Source organism: Methylobacterium sp. P3_A11, assembly GCF_056403155.1.
Genome location: NZ_JBFUGA010000123.1, coordinates 1 through 15,926 on the forward strand (window position 1 = coordinate 1; position 15,926 = coordinate 15,926).

Below are 15,926 nucleotides of genomic sequence, written 5' to 3' on the forward strand. Positions count from 1 at the left end.
GGAGGAGCGCGCCCGCCACGCCGAGACGCGGAGGAGCGCGCCCGCCACGCCGAGACGCTGCTGCGGGCGGCCCTCGAACGGGCCGAGCACGCCGAGGCCGAGGCCCGCGCGGCCGGGGAGCGGGCCGACCGGGCGGAGGCCCAGCGGACCGAGGCACGCGCCTGGCTGCGTCGCATGCACGAGTGCATGGTCACCGAGTTCGGTGCCCTGTCCCGGGAGCCGGGCCAGGCCTGAGCGGGCCGGCGCCGGCGAGGGCCGCCGGGCTACGCCGCCGCCGGCGCGGCCATGACGTCGACCGCGTGCTGCGCCCAGCCATAGGGCTCGATGGGGCCGTGATAGACCGCGATCTCGAGCTGCAGGATCCGGATGCAGGCGTCGGACAGGCCCGGCAACAGGTCGCATCCGTCGCCGTCGACCGCGGACAGGATCCCGGGGAGCGGCCGACCCTCGGCATAGGTCACGAGGACGGTCTCACCGGCCTGGGGATCGAGCGGGTTGACGCAGTAGCGGGCCGGCATCCGGTCAGTCCTTCCCATGAATCACCCTGAGGATCGCCCCGATGATCCTCCAGGGCGCTGCGCCCTACCGCGGCCGTGTAACGCCCCGATGAAGGTCAGCCGCCACCGGCGCCGCGCCGGCCCGGATGTCCGCGTCCGGACGGTGCGGATCACCTGTGATTTCGACACCGACCCTTGCAGTCCGACCCCACAGCTTAATCCTGCGAAAACAATTCTCAGGCCAGAGAGTGAGGATCTCGTCGTTGCGTCTTCCGCGTGGCAGGCTCGCCGTGACCCTCAGCCTCGTCCTCAGCACGTCCCTTCCGCTTCTGACCGCGGCGATGGCCCTGTTGTGGGCGGGGTTCGTCGCCCCGGAGCGGGAGGAGCGTCCGGACGTGCGCGGCGCCCGCGACCTGCGCACGTGGTGAGCGCCGCGCCCCGTCCGGGCGCGCCGGGGCTGCTTCCGGGGACCGCGTCCGGCGCGCTATGACGGCCCGGACGCCCTCGCGGCGAGGGCCGGTTCGGGGAGGGCGCACATGGATCTCGGCTTGAGCGGGCGCCGGGCGCTCGTCTGCGCGGCGAGCAAGGGGCTGGGCAAGGGCTGCGCGCTGGCACTAGCCCGGGAGGGCGTCGCGGTGACGATCACCGCCCGGACCGCGGAGATCCTGGAGCGGACCGCCGCGGAGATCCGCCACGAGACCGGCGTCACGGTCACCGCCGTGGCGGGGGACATCGCCACCGAGGCCGGCCGGGCCGCCGCGCTCGCCGCCTGCCCCGCGCCCGACATCCTGGTCACCAATGCCGGCGGCCCGCCCCCGGGCGATTTCCGCGAGTGGGACCGCGACGCCTGGATCCGGGCGCTCGACGCTAACATGCTGGCGCCGATCGCGCTGATCCAGGCCACCGTCGACGGCATGATCGCCCGCGGCTTCGGCCGGATCGTCAACATCACCTCCGGCGCCGTGAAGGCGCCGATCGCGCATCTCGGCCTGTCGAACGGCGCTCGCTCGGGGTTGACGGGGTTCGTGGCCGGCCTCGCGCGGCAGACGGTGCGGCACGGCGTGACGATCAACAACCTGCTGCCCGGCCCCTTCGACACCGACCGGATCCGCAGCAACGCCGCCGCGGGCGCCGCCAAGGCCGGCACGACCGTGGAGGCGTTCCTGGAGGCCCGCGCCCGCGACAATCCCGCCGGCCGCTTCGGGGAGCCGGAGGAGTTCGGGGCCGCCTGCGCGTTCCTGTGCAGCCGGCAGGCCGGGTTCATCACCGGCCAGAATCTCCTGATGGACGGCGGTGCCTATCCCGGCACGGTCTGAGGCGGGTCCCCGCCTTGCATGGGGGTGCGCGGGACGAGGATGCGGTGAGGGTCATGAGCATACGCGAGATCGTCGAAGAACGCCTGGCGCGGATCGAGGCCGGCGATCCGGCGGTCTTCACCCGCCTCTACCGGGACGGCGCCCGCGCGGCGGCGGAGGCCGCCGAGGCCCGCCGCCGGGACGGCGTCGCGCTCGGGCCGCTCGACGGCGCGATCGTGTCGATCAAGGACCTGTTCGACGTGGCGGGCGAGACGACGCGCGCCGGCTCGGCCCTCCTGGCGGACGCCGCCCCGGCCGGGGCCGACGCCCCGGTGGTCGCCCGCCTGCGCCGGGCCGGGGCGGTGATCCTGGGCAAGACCAACATGTCCGAGTTCGCCTTCTCGGGGCTCGGGCTCAACCCGCATTACGGCACCCCCGGCAACGCCGCCGATCCGGCGCGCATCCCGGGGGGCTCGTCCTCCGGCGCCGGGGTCTCGGTGGGGCAGGGGACGAGCGACATCGCGATCGGCTCGGACACGGGCGGCTCCGTGCGGATCCCCGCCTCCCTGAACGGCGTGGTCGGCTTCAAGCCCACCGCCCGGCGGGTGCCCCTGGAGGGGGCCTTCCCCCTGTCGTTCTCCCTCGATTCCCTCGGCCCGCTCGCCCGGACCGTGGCGGCGTGCGCGGCGGCCGACGCCGTGATGGCCGGCGCGGAGCCCGCACCGCTTGAGGCGTTCCCCCTCGCCGGCCTGCGGATCGGCGTGCCCCGGGGCCTGATGTTCACCGAGACGGAGCCCTGCGTCGCCGAGGCCTTCGAGCGGGTGCTGGCGCTCCTGTCCCGGACCGGCGCCCGGGTCGTCGACCACCCGATCGACGATCTCCTGGCCGCCATGGACGCGGCCCTGCCGGACGGCTCCATCGCGGCGATCGAGGCGGCGGCGATCCATGCCGACTGGCTGGACAGCGAGGCGTCCCGCTACGACCCGCGCGTCCACCGCCGGATCGCCGCCGGCCGGTCGGCGCCGGCCGCGCGCTACGTCCGGACGATGCGCCGCCGGGCCGAGCTGATCGCGGCCCTCGACCGGCGGCTCGCGCCCCTCGACGTGCTGGCCCTGCCGGCGACCGCCGCCACGGCGCCGCTGACCGCGCCGCTCCAGGCCGACGACGCGGCCTTCCTGGCGATGAACCGGCTGATGCTGCGCAACACGGCCTTCGGCAACTTCTTCGACCTCGCCGGCCTGTCCCTGCCGATGCCCGGGCTCGCCCGGCCGGCGGGGCTGATGCTGCTGGCCCGGCACGGGCAGGACCGCCGCCTCCTGGCGATCGGGGCCGGGGTCGAGGCCGCCCTGGCGGCCTGACACGGGGCGGCGCGCCCGTCCGACGCCGCCCCGGGATCCGGGCGGGACCCGGCCGTCCCGTGGCCCGGGACTCCCTTGGCCCGGAACTCCCTTGGCCCGGAACTCCCTTGGCCCAGGACACAGGGAAGCGGCCCCGCGCGGCGCACCGCCGGGGGCATGACGAAATCCGTGGCCCCACCCGCCTCCGGGGTGACGCGGGACGCCGCGAAGCCCAAACGCAACGTTGCTCAAAGCCGGCTTCCCGGCGTCCCGCGGACGCGCCGCGCGCACCGGCAGGCCGGTGTCCGTCCGCGTCCGTTCGTGCGTCCGGTGTCCGTCACGCGGGGGCTCGAATGACGCTAAGTCGTTCCAGGGTGCGGATCGCCCCCCGACGCTTCCGAGCGAGCCTTCGTCGCACGCCCCCTCGTGATGGAGGGCGCCGTCTGACCACCACACCGCCCAGGACAGGGTCGCCGATCGGCCCTGAACGGCCCGCGGCATTTCCTCCGCCGGCCGCCGCCCAGCCCGAGCCGGGGGCATGTCGAGTCCCGCGCCCGGGGCTGCCGCAGCCGACGGCAGACGCAGGCACCGTCCCGCCGCCACCGGTCCGGCGGCTGACCGGACCGACGCCCCGAGGCGCCTCACGGCGCGTCACGGCAAGTGGGGGACTTGGAGCACAAAATAGGAACATTGTCAAGATGCGGCGGCGCCCTTCGCGGCCGTTCCCCTCCGTATCCGCAGCCTGCGGCACCCGCGCCGGCGCCTCTCGCAGAAGCCGGCCAGCAGGACGCCACAGGCTCCCGTCGAGCCGCAGGACGAGAGCGCGGGCGGGAGGAGGGGGGCCGCCCGCCCTGGGCCTCCCGGTCCGGCGCATTGCCGGACGGCGTCCCGTGGTGCACCCTGCCGGCGTTCCCGGCCCGATCCGCGCCCCTGGCGCGCGGCCGCGCCGGGGGACCGGGACCGCCCGCGCCGGGCGGCGATCCCGATCGGACCGGCCGGCAGGGAGCCGTCGCATGAGCGCAGCCACGCAGTCGATCGTCGCGGACCGGGACGCGGAGCCCGGCGGAGGGGATCGGGAGGCGGTCCAGGCGATGCGCGTCGATCTCGCGGCGGCCTACCGGCTGATCCATCGGCTGGGCCTCGACGACAGCATCTACACCCACATCTCGGCGCGGCTCCCCGGGGGCGGGCACCGGTTCCTGATCAACCCCTACGGGCTGCGCTTCGAGGAGGTCACGCCGGCCAACCTCGTCACCGTGGATATCGACGGGCGCGTGATCGAGGATCCGATGGGGCTCGGCATCAACCCGGCCGGGTTCACGATCCACAGCGCCATCCACGCGGCGCGCCACGACGCGGTCTGCGTGCTGCACACCCACACGGTGGCGGGGGTCGCGGTCTCCTGCCAGGAGGAGGGGCTCCTGCCCCTGAACCAGTGGTCGATGCAGTTCGCGGGGCGCCTCGCCTACCACGACTACGAGGGCATCGCCCTCGACCTCGACGAGCGGCAGCGGCTGGTGGCCGATCTGGGCGACAAGCCCGTGATGGTGCTGCGCAACCACGGGCTGCTGACCTGCGGGCGCACGGTCGGGGAGGCGTTCCGGCTGATGCACAACATGGAGCGCTCGTGCCGGGCGCAGCTGGCCCTCCAGGCGGCGGGTGCCCCGGTGATCCGGCCGTCGGCCGCCGTCGCCGCCAAGACCGCCGGGCAATACGCCGCCGGCTACGACCGCGTCGTGGTCCAGGGGGCGCCCGACAGCGAGTGGGCGGCGTTCAAGCGGATGCTGGCGCGCACGGATCCGGATTTCTTCGCGGCGGGGTAACGACGCGGCCCCGCAGAGCCGTGCGGGCCGGCGGGCTCGACGCCGGCGGCTCAGGGACGGCGGGTCCCCGCTCCACCCGAGGCGGGCTTGCCCGGCTTGGGCTCCCCGGTGCGGATCTTGGGCAGGCCCGAGATCCGTCGGGAGAGGGACAGGTTTAGGGATGTGCGGCATCCGCAGACAGCGCTACGCGCCCGCCTGCCGACCTCGTGCTCCATCCTGAAGGTTCTCGACCCTCACCCCAACCCTCTCCCGCACGGGAGAGGGGGCGCGTCGCGCTCCGCCGCCAGCGCCCGTGTCCGACCCGGTTGTGTGCCCCTCTTAGCCGGTGCGGGCGCGGGGCCGGTGGCGTCACGGCCCCGCGCCGCCTGACCGGACCGGTCCGCCCGCTCACCCCTCCGCCCAGGCTGCGCTCGACCGGTAGATCTGCCGGAAGAACGCGATGAACGCCCGGGTCTTGGCGGGCACGAAGGCCCGGCTCGGATAGACCGCGAAGATCCCCGCCGAGGCCGCCGCCGTGTAGGCGGGCAGGACCACCTCCAGCAGGCCGTCGCGCAGCTCCGCGTGCACGTCCCAGGTCGAGCGCAGCGCGATCCCGAGGCCGCCGATCACCGCCTCGCGCACCACCTCGTTGGAATGGGTGCGCAGGGGACCCGACGCGCTGACCGTGCAGGGGCCCTCCGGCCCGATGAGCCGCCAGGGATTCTGGTTCTCGGTGGCGAGGCAGACATGGTCGCGCAGGGCGTCGAGGGTCTCCGGGCGCCCCGCCGCGTCGAGGTAGCCCGGCCGCGCGCAGAGGACCCGCCGCACCGGGGCGAGGCGCACCGCCGTCAGACCCGAACTCTCCAGCGCCCCCACCCGGATGGCGAGGTCGTAGCCGCGCTCGACGATCGATTCGAAATCGTCGCTCAGCTCCAGGTTCAGCACGAGGTCGGGGTGGAGGGCGAAGAAGGCCCGCAGGTGCGGGACGATGTGCAGCCGCCCGAAGGAGCTCGGCGCCGTCACCCGCAGGGTCCCCCGCGCCCGGGTCGCCGTCTGCGACACGAGGCTCTCGGCCTCCGCGATGGCGTCGACGATCGGGGCGATCCGCTGGAAGAACGCCGCGCCGACATCGGTCGGGGCCACCCGCCGGGTGGTGCGGTGCAGCAGGCGCACGGCGAGGCGCTGCTCCAGCCGCTTCAGCCGCTTCGAGACCACCGCCACCGACAGGCCGAGCTCCGACCCGGCCTGCGTGAGGCTGCCGGTGCGGACCACCCGGGCGAAGATCTCCAGGTCGCTCTGGTCGTGCATTCTCAACGCTGCGGAAAAAATCAAATCCCTTTTGGCGCCTTTCTCGCGGGTGCCAAGGGGTCTATCGACTAACAGCTCAAAAAAATTTCACCCGTCGTCCGAATTTTTCTGACGGCCGGGCCGTCCGCAGCTGAAGGAGCCGCCATGTCGGGTCTCATCGTCGCCGAGGAACTCCGCACCTTCCTGTCCGAGGAGGCGCTGCCCGGGACGGGCCTTTCGGCCGACACGTTCTGGTCGGGCTTCGAGTCCCTCGTCCGGGATCTCGCACCGCACAACCGGGCGCTGCTCGACCGGCGCGACGGCCTCCAGGCCGACATCGATTCCTGGCACCGCGACCATCGCGGCCAGCCGCACGACCCGGCCGCCTACGCGGCCTACCTGACCCGGATCGGTTACCTGCAGCCGGAGCCCGCGGCCGTGCGGGTGACCACCGGGAACGTCGACGCCGAGATCGCCGCCATCGCCGGCCCGCAGCTCGTCGTGCCGATCTCCAACGCCCGCTACGCGCTCAACGCCGCCAATGCCCGCTGGGGCAGCCTCTACGACGCCCTCTACGGCACCGACGCGATCCCGCAGGACGGCGACCTCGCCGCCGGCAGCGGCTTCAACCCGGCCCGGGGCGCCGCGGTGGTGGCCAGGACCAAGGCGTTCCTCGACGCCGCCGCGCCGCTCAGCGTCGGCTCCTGGGCCGATGCCGTGGGCTTCGCCGTGGCGGAGGGCCGCCTCGCCGTCGATCTCGGCGCCGGCCGGAGCGCCAGCCTGACGGGCGGGGCCGCGTTCGCGGGCTTCACCGGCGAGGCCACGGCGCCGACCGCGCTCCTCCTGCGCCACAACGGCCTGCACATCGAGATCGTCCTCGACCGGACGAGCCCGATCGGCCGCACCGACCCGGCCGGCATCGCCGACGTGGTGCTGGAATCCGCCCTCTCGACCATCATGGACATGGAGGATTCGGTCGCCGCCGTGGACGCGGCCGACAAGGTCGCGGTCTACCGCAGCTGGCTCGGCCTGATGCGCGGCGACCTCGTCGCCACCCTGTCCAAGGGCGGCCGCACGGTCGAGCGGCGGCTCGCCGCGGATCGCACCTACACGGCCCCCGACGGCGGGCGCCTGACCCTGCCGGGGCGGTCGCTGATGCTGGTCCGGCACGTCGGCCACCACATGGACACCGACGCCGTGACCCTCGACGGCGCCGAGATCCCCGAGACGATCCTCGACGCGGCGGTGACCGCGCTCATCGCCCTGCACGACCTGAACGGCACCGGCGCCTTGCGCAACAGCCGGACCGGCTCGGTCTACATGGTCAAGCCGAAGCTGCACGGCCCCGACGAGGTCGCCTTCGCGGTGGAGCTGTTCGGGCGCGTCGAGGCCCTCGTCGGCCTCGCGCCGCGGACCCTCAAGATCGGCGTGATGGACGAGGAGCGGCGCACGACGCTGAACCTCAAGGCGGCGATCGCCGCGGCATCCGACCGGCTGTTCTTCATCAACACCGGCTTCCTCGACCGGACCGGCGACGAGATCCACACCTCCCTGGAGGCCGGCCCCGTGGTCCGCAAGGATTCCATGAAGGCGACCGCCTGGATCCAGGCCTACGAGGACGGCAACGTCGATGCCGGCCTCGCCTGCGGCCTGCCGGGCCACGCGCAGATCGGCAAGGGCATGTGGGCCGCCCCCGACCGGATGGCGGCGATGCTGGAGGCCAAGGGCGCCCATCCGGAGGCCGGCGCCAACACCGCCTGGGTCCCGTCCCCGACGGCCGCCACGCTCCACGCCCTGCACTACCATCGGACGGATGTCCGCGCCCGCCAGGCGGACCTCGCCAGCCGGGTGCCCGCCACCCGGGAGGCCATGCTGACCCTGCCGCTCGCCGAGGGCGCCTTCGCGCCGGAGGCGGTGCGGGAGGAGCTCGACAACAACTGCCAGGGGATCCTGGGCTACGTGGTCCGCTGGGTCGACCAGGGCGTCGGCTGCTCGAAGGTGCCGGACATCCACGAGGTCGGCCTGATGGAGGACCGCGCCACCCTGCGGATCTCCAGCCAGCACATCGCCAACTGGCTGCGCCACGGGATCGTCGACCGGGCGCAGGTCGCCGCGGCGCTGCGGCGGATGGCGGCGGTCGTCGACCGCCAGAACGCCGGTGATCCGGCCTACCGGCCGATGGCCCCGGACTTCGACGGCCCGGCCTTCCGCGCCGCGGAGGCCCTGGTGTTCGAGGGGGCGCAGCAGCCGAACGGCTACACGGAGTTCGTGCTGCACCGGTTCCGCCGGGAGGCGAAGAACCAAGCGGTCTGAACACCGATCACGGGTTCCGGGGGCGCCGCGCCCCGGGATCCGTGCGGCCGACACCGCAGGAGGCGCGGCGGCGCGGCAGCATCGCTCAGACCCGCCCCGCACCGGCCCGGCGATACGCGAACATGTGCGGCACGTAATCAGCCTTACCGATGGCGATGCCCTGGTTCCGCAGGATCGCGTAGGCGCCGACGACGTGAAAGTAGAATTGCGGCAGAGCCCAGTCCCGCGCGTAGGACCCGCCCGTCAGATCGAAGGTGAGGCCCCCTGGAAGATCGAGGGCGATCGCGAAGTCCGCTCCGCCATCGAGGGCAGCGGGCTCCAGCTCGTCCAGACAGGCGAGCGCCTCCGTGATCCGCGCCTTCGCCGCAGCGACAGTGCCGGGCCTGTCGCGCATGTCCCAGCCCTCCGCAGCGATCTGCCCGAGCCAGGCGGGGAGCGCCCGGCCGGTGAGCCGGTAAACCGCCTCCTGAGCCTGAAACGCCGCGAAGCGGATCTGCGAGGCGAGCGGAAGCATATCCGGCGCGAGCCGGGCAGCGAGGAGATCCTCCGCCACATCAGGTCTCTGTTCCAGAGCCTTGTCGAGCAGGCCCGCCAAGGTCCGCAGCATCTGCCGGTAAGTCGGAACGAGCAGATCGGTCAACGACATGGCCATGCATCCTCTCCGCTCAGCGCCGCTTGCGCGTCATCACGTAGACGAGCAGGTTCGCCACCGCCCGGTAGAATTCCGCCGGGATGGCGTGGTCGACTTCGACATGGTCGTACATCGCCCGGGTCAGGGCCTTGTCGACGACGACCTCGATGCCGTGCTTCTCGGCGATCTCGCGGATGCGCAGGGCGATCAGGTCCTTGCCCTTGGCCAGCACCATGGGGGCGTCGTTCTCGCCCTGGTCGTAGCGCAGGGCGATCGCATAGTGCGTCGGATTGGCCAGGATCATCGTGGCGCGGGGGACCGCCGCCATCATCTGCTTGCGCCGCCGGTCCTGCGCCAGGGAGCGCAGGCGGGCCTTCACCACCGGATCGCCCTCGAGCTGCTTGAACTCGTCCTTCAGCTCCCGCCGCGACATCCGCAGGTCCCGCTGCCAGCGCAGGCGGGACCAGACCAGATCGCCCGCCACCAGCGCGATGGTCGCCACGCTGACCGCGGAGATCAGGCGGACCGACAGGGTCAGCAGGAACTCGGGCAGGCCGATCGGATCCACAAACATGACGTTCACGATCTCGTGCCGGTCTGCGCGCAGGACCATGAAGGACATGCCGCCGATCGCCAGGAACTTGAAGAGACTTTTCCCGAACTCGACGAACCCTTGCGTGCTGAAGATCCGCTTCCAGCCGCTGGCGGGCGAGATGCGGGACCATTGCGGCTGGATGCGATCAAACACGATGCGGGGCGCGTTCTGAAAGATCGAGGCGGCGATCCCGGCGACGAGCAGGATCACCAGGATGGGCATCAGGAACCGGCCCATCTCCAGGGCCAGGGCCTCGATGAGGCGCGTGGCGTCCGGGCTGGCCTACGTTCCATCCTACATGCTCACCCGGGCCGGCCTTGACGAGGGGCGGATCTGGCGGGTCGAGGGGGCTGCGGACCGGACGCCGCGCAACGCCGCGGATCCGAAGGCCCCCGAGAACAGGCGGATCGAGATCCTCTTGCAGGGATCTCCGGGATGAGGCGGACCTTGCCGGGCCTGATCAGCCTGATCGCCGTGGGGCTCGCGGGACCGGGCGCCGCGGAGCCGGCCGCCCCGCCGCAGCCGGCGCCACAGGTGGAGCGGCAGCCCATCCCGGATCCGAACGCGCCCAATGCCCCGATCGGCGCGCTGCCGGCCGGGACGGGGGGACCCGTCGCCTGGGTGCGCACGCTGCAATTGCTGCAGGACCGGGTCGCCGCGGGATCCCTGGTCGCCCACGAGAGCCAGCCCCTGCTGATCGCCCGAATCAACGCGGATCTGCTGAACGCGACGCCGGACGCCTGGTCCGATCGCCGCAACCTCCGGGCGGCCGTGGTCTTCGCCCTGAGCGGCGGTGGTCCCGCCATCCTGCGGCACCTGACCGCGCGGGACGGGCTCGCCGAACCCGAGGCGTCGCTCGCGCGCGGGGCGCTGGCCTATATCGAGGGGCGGGAGGCCGAGGCGAAGCGTCTCCTCGGGGAGATCGACACGACGAGCCTGCCGCCGACGCTGGCCGGCGCGATCGGCCTGACGCAGGCTTCCCTCGCCCTGACCGAGAACCCTGTCCGCGCCGTCGACCTGCTCGATCAGGTCCGGTTGCTGCTGCCGGGAACCCTCGCGGAGGAGGGAGCCCTGCGCCGCGAGATCTTCACCCTCGGGCAGACCGGCGACCTGACGAAGTTCGAGGCCCTGGCCATCCAGTACCTGCGCCGTTACCCGCATTCGGTCTATGCCGGCAATTTCCGGCAGCGCCTCGGTTTCCAGCTGACCCAGTTCGACGTCGGCCAGGACCCGGCGCGCTTCGCGACGATGAACCGGATCCTGAACGAACTCGGCTCCGACAGCCGACGGGACCTGTACCTGCTGATGGCCCGGACGGCGATCCGGCAGGGAAGGACGGGCGCGACCCTTCTGGCCGCCGACCGGGCATTGGCGCTCTGCGCGCCCGGGAGCCGGGAAGCGCATCAGGCCCGGCTCTACCGGGCAGCGGCCGAGATCGTCAGCCTGGCGACGTTCCAATCGGGGCTACTGACCTTGCGGAGCCTGGACAGGACCAAGCTGCCGGCCGGCGACCTGTCCCTTCTGGCGACGGCGCTGTCGACGGCGGAGGAGATCGGGCGCGGTCTGGAGGGCCGAACGACTCTTCCGGAGGCCAAGGGCCTGTCCCCGCGGCCGGTGCAAGCAGCAGCGGCCGACGGACCCGAAAGCCTGATCCCCAAGGCCCGAGCGACGATCGATCACGTCGATCTGCTCCTCAGCAAGGCGCGTCCGTGACCCCGATCTCCGCCACGGCTCAGAAGTCCTCCCCGAAGCTCGACCGGGACATCTTGGCGCCCAAACCGGAGGCCGATCCGCCGGCTGCGTCGGAGGCGGTCCAGCCGCGTGGGTTCGGGGCGGTCCTGCAGGCGGCCGCGCGTCCCCCCGGGGCCGCCCCTGTCGCGGCCGGACCGGGTGAGGCGGACGAGGAGGCCGGGTTCGCCGAGGCCGCTGGATCGGGGGATGGGCCGGGCGTCTCCGGGACCATCCCGGCCTTGCCGACAACCGACGCCGCCGCGATCCTCGCCGGCATCCTGAGTACGATGCGTCCGGCCGACGTGCCGGCGCCGGCCTCTGTGGCCGGCACCGGGGATGGGTCCCCCCGCCCGGCCGGATCCGCGTCTCCCGGTTCCGGCATCCCCGCGACGACCGGGGATGCCGGCGGCCCGGGAGTGCCGGACGACGTATCCGGCCTCGGACGGGCTCCGGCGGTCGCGGTGCTCGACCGCGCCGTGCACTTCAAGCCCGTCCTGTCCAGCGCGGTGCCGGGCGCCGACACGGCACCGGGCGCCCCTGAGAAACCGGTCACCACCGCGGGGGCGGGCTCTACGCGGCCGACCTTCGCCGCGCCCGGCGCGCCCGCGTCAGCGAAGACTGATATCGCGGCAGATCCGCCTGTCCGGACCGGACGGCCGAACTCCGCCGCCGCCGGGACACCGCAGGTCCCGCTATCGGTCCGAATCCCGCCGGAACCACAGCCGGGCGACAGTGCCCCCGGCAGCCCTGCAGCCGCACCTGATCGGTCGGACGTCCCCAAGCCGGAGGACAGCTGGGCGGTCGTCGGGATCGCAGGTTCCGGCACTGCCAGGACCGTCATGGCCTCAGCCGACCGGCACGCGCCGGCGAACGGCCCGGCCTCCGAATCCCGGGCCGCGGCCGGGGCCGGGCCGGGCACACTCGTTCTCGCCCTGCCGACGATCGCCGCGGCCATCGCGGATGAGATCGCGCGTGCGGCGACACCCGGCCCGGATCCGGTCGGCAATCGTGCCGACCCGGCTGTGGCTCCCCCCCCGGACGGGCCGCTGCGGGTGCTCAGGATCCAACTGAAGCCGGAGGAGCTGGGGACCGTCACGGTGGAGCTGCGGCTCGCGAACGGCCAGCTGGAGACGCACCTGCGGGCCTCGCGGCCGGAGACGGCGACCCTCCTGCACCGGGACGCGGCGATCCTCACCGACCTGCTGAAGCAGGCCAACTATCAGGCCACCGTGACCGTCGGGCCGGCCCGCCCGGCCGATGCGGGGGGCTTTTCCGGAGGCGCCCCGCCCCAGGGGCAGCCCAACTTCACCGATGGGGGCGCACGGCCGGGCACGGGCGAGAACCGGCAGCGTCGGGCGGCGCATCCCTCGGCCACCGGCCGGCACGACGGAGAGCGGATGGATGAAACGGTACGTCCTCGCGACGGCGGCGTTTATCTGTAGCGCGGTCCCGGCCGCGGCGACGGTGTGCGAGGCCGAGATGGGCCGTGCCTCGGCCCGCTACGGAGTGCCCCTCGGCGTGCTCTACGCCGTCGGCCTCACCGAGACGGGCAAGCGCGGCTCGCTCCAGCCCTACGCCATGAATATCGAAGGGAAGGCCTATTTCGCGACCGGGCTCCAGGACGTGCTCGCCCACTTCACCGAGGCGCGCCGCAGGGGTGCGCGCCTGATCGATCTCGGCTGCATGCAGATCAACCATCGCTATCACGGCGGCAAGTTCGGCTCGGTGGAGGCCATGATCGACCCGCACGCGAATGTCGACTACGCGACGCAGTTCCTCCGGGACCTGAAGAAGCGGGAGGGCAGCTGGACGATGGCCGTGGCGCGCTATCATGCCGGCCGGCACAACAACGCGGCGCAGAAGATCTACATCTGCCGGGTGGTGGCGAACATGGTCGCGACGGGCTTCGGCCAATGGACGCCAGCCGCAGCGCAATTCTGCCGGTGATCGGCCGCGTTCGGGACGGCGGCCCGGACGGAGGGATTCGGGCGGGGAGGCGGCATGGAACCAAGCGGACGACCGATGTCTTTCGCCAGAGGCCAGGCATCCGCCGTCGCGCATCGAGCAGGACGGTCGCCCGCGTCCGTCCAACGGCCCGGAGGAGCCGCATGACCGATGCCCCAGATCCGCCGGAGGGGCCATCCGGGAAGACAGCCCTGCTGATCGCCCTGACCCTCGCGGCCATTGCCGCCGCCGCTTACTTCCTGGTCCACATGGATTAGCGCCCGCCGCGGCGGCGACCGGTCCGGCGCCGCCACTACAGGGTTCGGCAATTCCCGTAGGTGACCCTGACCTCATGGCGCTCTTCGGGGTTGAGCTGCGCTTCGACGAAGTTCATCTTGTTCAGGTCGATCAGCAGGAAATAGACGCCGTTCTGGCATTTGATCGCGTTGCGCGGCGTGCGTTCGTTCAGCCGCGGCGATGCGGTCTGGCACTCGTAATAGTCGGAGCGCCCGGCCGAGATCACGGTCAGCAGGCCGCCGCTGGTGACCAGCGAGAAGGTCCGGGCCTTGTGGGGCTGCGGTTTCGCCCCCTCCGGCGGGTCGGGATCGAGACCGACCGACCCCTCCTCCGTACAGGTCATCGGACGGCGCAGCTGAGCGGCCGACGGCGTGATGCTCAGCAGGAGGAGCGCACCGGCGAGCGCTACCCGTTTCGCGATCATCGGCGGAGGATCCGTGATTCGTGGGTAGTTTCTACCGACAAGCTAAGCCACGTTCCATCCGTGTAAATGCCGCATGCTCCAGTGGACAGGCCGTTCAACAGATTTGCCGTCCCATTCGATTGTCCGAAGCGAATATTTATGCGTTCGATCGGTCCCGGCGCGGCCGGCCTGACGCTGCCCGGCCGGCCAGGCCGGTCCCCGCACCGGCGGCGCACACGCTAATCCTCGGGCGCACCCGGATTGTCGTTGGCGGCCGCATCCGCGTCGCGTCGCGCCGCGATCGCCGTTCCGATCTCCAAGAGCAGCAGCCGAGACAGGAGTTGCATCGTCGCCGTGCCGTTCGAAACAAGGAGGTGATGGGCCGCGATGGTCGCCTCCACCATGCGGTCAAAACCGTCGTCGTCGGACATGGCGGGGCAATAACCTGGTTGAATGCAGAGCATACAACTTAAAGGTAAGGATCCGGTTCGATCGCCCGCCCACAAACAGGCTTCCCCGTGCGCCCGACCGCCCGAGCCGACGCTCTGCTGGGGCGACTGGCCGAGGCGCTCGGGCATCCGGTCGAGATCTTCTTCGCGGAGGTCGGCCCGGAAGCCGCACCGGACCGCGAACCGATCGCGACCCTGGAGCTGCTCCGCCTGTGGAGCGCCCTGCGGGAGCCGCGGAGCCGGCAGCGGGTCCTGGCCGTCGCCCGGCAGGAAGCCCGCGCCCTGCGCGAGACCCGGGCGGACGACGCGGGCCCCCGCTGATCGCACCGGTCGCGCGCCCGGGCCGGGTCGGTGTGGACCGCTCTACTGCGCCGCCGGAGCGGGCACGGCCGCGTAGGTCAGGGCCATCGCGGGCAGGCCGGGCGCCGCAGGTGCGGCCGGCTTGTCCAGCTTGGCCGCGCGGCGGTCGCGTTTCTCGTAGAAGGCGTTGCCGCCGGCGACGGCCACGTAGTGCATGTTGTCGTAGGGGTAGTGCCGGCCCGCGGTGTGGAAGTACATCGCCTTTCCGACCTTCGGGTGGCGCTCCCCGGCCAGGACGGCGTCGGCGGCGTCGGCGACCTTCAGCAGGTCCTTCTCCTGCATCGGCTTGGTGAGGACGCCCGGCGCGAATTGCCCCGGCTGCCCGACCACCGCGCAGATGCCGCCCGGGAAGATCGCGTTCTCCAACCGGTTCATCACCACCGTGCCCACCGCGACGAGCCCGTCGCTGTCGCTGCGGTTCGATTCGAAGTACATGGCGCGGCCGAGGCAATCGCGCTCGGCATCGCTGACGACCATCGGCGCTTTACGGTCGGGGATCGAGCCCGTCGTGAGAACCGGCGAGGCGGTGTTGCAGGCCCCCAGGCCGCCGGCCGTTGCCAGGACGATCAGTGCAGGACCGATCCGCGTCCTCTCGCTACCCCGCATGCATGTGCGCTCCGTGCTCGCCCAACCTGGCCGCATCGGGCGAGGCCCCGCCCGTGCGAAGGCGAAGCTTGACCGCACGTTCGCGGCGAGGATGTGGCAGCGGCATCCGCGCCTTCGGGACCGGCCCGGGGCCGAGGCGGGCTCCATAAGGCCGCCGACAGGTCCCGGGACCGCACTGTCGCTGCCGCGCCCCGGGGGCGCCACAGGGCCTGCCGCCTGGCTTCGGCGTGTTGACGTGGCCCGCCCGCCCGACGGATGGTAGGCGTGACGGTTTCCTTCGGGGATCAAAAGGGAACGCGGTGAGGGCTCGCCCCGAAGCCGCGGCTGCCCCCGCAACTGTGAGCGGCGAGCCCTTCACCACCACGTCACTGGGTCACCC

At 72.6% G+C, this 15,926-nt stretch carries 17 protein-coding genes, 1 pseudogene and 1 riboswitch; of the genes and pseudogenes, 11 read left to right on the forward strand and 7 right to left on the reverse strand.

All coding sequences use genetic code 11. The features are described from left to right. A pseudogene (locus tag AC1DXK_RS26600) lies at positions 1 to 234 on the forward strand (hypothetical protein); the annotation flags it as partial. Between the two features lie 29 nt (positions 235 to 263). Here AC1DXK_RS26600 and AC1DXK_RS26605 read toward each other — a convergent pair. After that, a complete protein-coding gene (locus AC1DXK_RS26605) occupies positions 264 to 518 on the reverse strand; it encodes a hypothetical protein (protein WP_457107839.1) in 255 nt (84 codons plus the stop codon). 242 nt (positions 519 to 760) lie between these two features. Here AC1DXK_RS26605 and AC1DXK_RS26610 point away from each other — a divergent pair, with 242 nt between their 5' ends. From AC1DXK_RS26610 to AC1DXK_RS26625, 4 genes are all read left to right on the forward strand, one after another. Beyond that, positions 761 to 925: a hypothetical protein gene (locus tag AC1DXK_RS26610; RefSeq protein ID WP_457107840.1), complete on the forward strand. Its 165-nt coding sequence runs from the start codon at positions 761 to 763 to the stop codon at positions 923 to 925. Between the two features lie 108 nt (positions 926 to 1,033). Further along, a complete protein-coding gene (locus AC1DXK_RS26615) occupies positions 1,034 to 1,813 on the forward strand; it encodes an SDR family oxidoreductase (RefSeq protein ID WP_457107841.1) in 780 nt (259 codons plus the stop codon). A gap of 53 nt (positions 1,814 to 1,866) precedes the next feature. Then, on the forward strand, positions 1,867 to 3,150 hold the full coding sequence (locus tag AC1DXK_RS26620) for an amidase (protein WP_477299460.1): 1,284 nt from the start codon (positions 1,867 to 1,869) through the stop codon (positions 3,148 to 3,150). Positions 3,151 to 4,142: 992 nt separating this feature from the next. Continuing rightward, entirely contained in the window at positions 4,143 to 4,952 is an 810-nt protein-coding gene (locus tag AC1DXK_RS26625) for a class II aldolase/adducin family protein (RefSeq protein WP_457107843.1), read from the forward strand. A gap of 387 nt (positions 4,953 to 5,339) precedes the next feature. On the opposite strand, the gene AC1DXK_RS26630 is transcribed toward AC1DXK_RS26625, so the two are convergent. Next, on the reverse strand, positions 5,340 to 6,239 hold the full coding sequence (locus AC1DXK_RS26630; protein WP_457107844.1) for a LysR family transcriptional regulator: 900 nt from the start codon (positions 6,237 to 6,239) through the stop codon (positions 5,340 to 5,342). Between the two features lie 144 nt (positions 6,240 to 6,383). Between AC1DXK_RS26630 and AC1DXK_RS26635 the strand changes: the two genes are divergently transcribed. Beyond that, positions 6,384 to 8,531 carry a malate synthase G gene (locus tag AC1DXK_RS26635; protein ID WP_457107845.1) on the forward strand — a complete coding sequence of 716 codons (2,148 nt, stop codon included), beginning with the start codon at positions 6,384 to 6,386 and terminating at the stop codon, positions 8,529 to 8,531. Positions 8,532 to 8,616: 85 nt separating this feature from the next. Here the strand turns inward: AC1DXK_RS26635 and AC1DXK_RS26640 are convergent, their stop codons facing one another. Both AC1DXK_RS26640 and AC1DXK_RS26645 read right to left on the reverse strand, forming a co-directional pair. Then, positions 8,617 to 9,183, reverse strand: coding sequence for a DUF1993 domain-containing protein (locus AC1DXK_RS26640; RefSeq protein ID WP_457107846.1), 567 nt, complete (start codon positions 9,181 to 9,183; stop codon positions 8,617 to 8,619). A gap of 13 nt (positions 9,184 to 9,196) precedes the next feature. Beyond that, a complete protein-coding gene (locus AC1DXK_RS26645; RefSeq protein ID WP_457107847.1) occupies positions 9,197 to 9,979 on the reverse strand; it encodes an EscU/YscU/HrcU family type III secretion system export apparatus switch protein in 783 nt (260 codons plus the stop codon). A gap of 43 nt (positions 9,980 to 10,022) precedes the next feature. Between AC1DXK_RS26645 and AC1DXK_RS26650 the strand changes: the two genes are divergently transcribed. From AC1DXK_RS26650 to AC1DXK_RS26665, 4 genes are read left to right on the forward strand one after another with little or no spacing between them, the layout of a single operon-like run. Then, positions 10,023 to 10,196, forward strand: a complete 174-nt coding sequence (locus tag AC1DXK_RS26650; protein WP_457107848.1) for a hypothetical protein — start codon at positions 10,023 to 10,025, stop codon at positions 10,194 to 10,196. Further along, positions 10,193 to 11,470 (forward strand): chemotaxis protein, encoded by a 1,278-nt coding sequence (locus AC1DXK_RS26655; RefSeq protein ID WP_457107849.1) that lies wholly within the window; start codon positions 10,193 to 10,195, stop codon positions 11,468 to 11,470. Before AC1DXK_RS26650 ends, AC1DXK_RS26655 begins: the two co-directional genes overlap by 4 nt. Further along, on the forward strand, positions 11,467 to 12,930 hold the full coding sequence (locus AC1DXK_RS26660) for a flagellar hook-length control protein FliK (RefSeq protein WP_457107850.1): 1,464 nt from the start codon (positions 11,467 to 11,469) through the stop codon (positions 12,928 to 12,930). Before AC1DXK_RS26655 ends, AC1DXK_RS26660 begins: the two co-directional genes overlap by 4 nt. Then, a complete protein-coding gene (locus AC1DXK_RS26665; RefSeq protein WP_477299461.1) occupies positions 12,890 to 13,435 on the forward strand; it encodes a transglycosylase SLT domain-containing protein in 546 nt (181 codons plus the stop codon). The genes AC1DXK_RS26660 and AC1DXK_RS26665 overlap by 41 nt, the downstream gene beginning before the upstream one ends. Before the next feature lie 310 nt (positions 13,436 to 13,745). Here AC1DXK_RS26665 and AC1DXK_RS26670 read toward each other — a convergent pair whose 3' ends face one another. Further along, positions 13,746 to 14,153 carry a hypothetical protein gene (locus tag AC1DXK_RS26670; RefSeq protein ID WP_457107852.1) on the reverse strand — a complete coding sequence of 136 codons (408 nt, stop codon included), beginning with the start codon at positions 14,151 to 14,153 and terminating at the stop codon, positions 13,746 to 13,748. 218 nt (positions 14,154 to 14,371) lie between these two features. Next, a complete protein-coding gene (locus AC1DXK_RS26675) occupies positions 14,372 to 14,563 on the reverse strand; it encodes a hypothetical protein (RefSeq protein ID WP_457107853.1) in 192 nt (63 codons plus the stop codon). 87 nt (positions 14,564 to 14,650) lie between these two features. Between AC1DXK_RS26675 and AC1DXK_RS26680 the strand changes: the two genes are divergently transcribed. Beyond that, a complete protein-coding gene (locus AC1DXK_RS26680) occupies positions 14,651 to 14,902 on the forward strand; it encodes a hypothetical protein (protein ID WP_457107854.1) in 252 nt (83 codons plus the stop codon). Positions 14,903 to 14,944: 42 nt separating this feature from the next. Here the strand turns inward: AC1DXK_RS26680 and AC1DXK_RS26685 are convergent, their stop codons facing one another. Then, positions 14,945 to 15,547, reverse strand: a complete 603-nt coding sequence (locus tag AC1DXK_RS26685) for a cell wall hydrolase (protein ID WP_457107855.1) — start codon at positions 15,545 to 15,547, stop codon at positions 14,945 to 14,947. A gap of 251 nt (positions 15,548 to 15,798) precedes the next feature. Then, a riboswitch (cobalamin riboswitch) is annotated at positions 15,799 to 15,926 on the forward strand. This riboswitch is flagged as partial in the annotation.

Bases quoted from the DNA above. Each gene is read 5' to 3' on its own strand.
- AC1DXK_RS26655 (WP_457107849.1), top strand. From the start codon at position 10,193: ATGAGGCGGACCTTGCCGGGCCTGATCAGCCTGATCGCCGTGGGGCTC.
- AC1DXK_RS26620 (WP_477299460.1), top strand. From the start codon at position 1,867: ATGAGCATACGCGAGATCGTCGAAGAACGCCTGGCGCGGATCGAGGCC.
- AC1DXK_RS26635 (WP_457107845.1), top strand. From the start codon at position 6,384: ATGTCGGGTCTCATCGTCGCCGAGGAACTCCGCACCTTCCTGTCCGAG.
- AC1DXK_RS26640 (WP_457107846.1), bottom strand. From the start codon at position 9,183: ATGGCCATGTCGTTGACCGATCTGCTCGTTCCGACTTACCGGCAGATG.
- AC1DXK_RS26630 (WP_457107844.1), bottom strand. From the start codon at position 6,239: ATGCACGACCAGAGCGACCTGGAGATCTTCGCCCGGGTGGTCCGCACC.
- AC1DXK_RS26675 (WP_457107853.1), bottom strand. From the start codon at position 14,563: ATGTCCGACGACGACGGTTTTGACCGCATGGTGGAGGCGACCATCGCG.
- AC1DXK_RS26665 (WP_477299461.1), top strand. From the start codon at position 12,890: ATGAAACGGTACGTCCTCGCGACGGCGGCGTTTATCTGTAGCGCGGTC.
- AC1DXK_RS26625 (WP_457107843.1), top strand. From the start codon at position 4,143: ATGAGCGCAGCCACGCAGTCGATCGTCGCGGACCGGGACGCGGAGCCC.
- AC1DXK_RS26615 (WP_457107841.1), top strand. From the start codon at position 1,034: ATGGATCTCGGCTTGAGCGGGCGCCGGGCGCTCGTCTGCGCGGCGAGC.
- AC1DXK_RS26605 (WP_457107839.1), bottom strand. From the start codon at position 518: ATGCCGGCCCGCTACTGCGTCAACCCGCTCGATCCCCAGGCCGGTGAG.
- AC1DXK_RS26645 (WP_457107847.1), bottom strand. From the start codon at position 9,979: ATGCCCATCCTGGTGATCCTGCTCGTCGCCGGGATCGCCGCCTCGATC.
- AC1DXK_RS26670 (WP_457107852.1), bottom strand. From the start codon at position 14,153: ATGATCGCGAAACGGGTAGCGCTCGCCGGTGCGCTCCTCCTGCTGAGC.
- AC1DXK_RS26685 (WP_457107855.1), bottom strand. From the start codon at position 15,547: ATGCGGGGTAGCGAGAGGACGCGGATCGGTCCTGCACTGATCGTCCTG.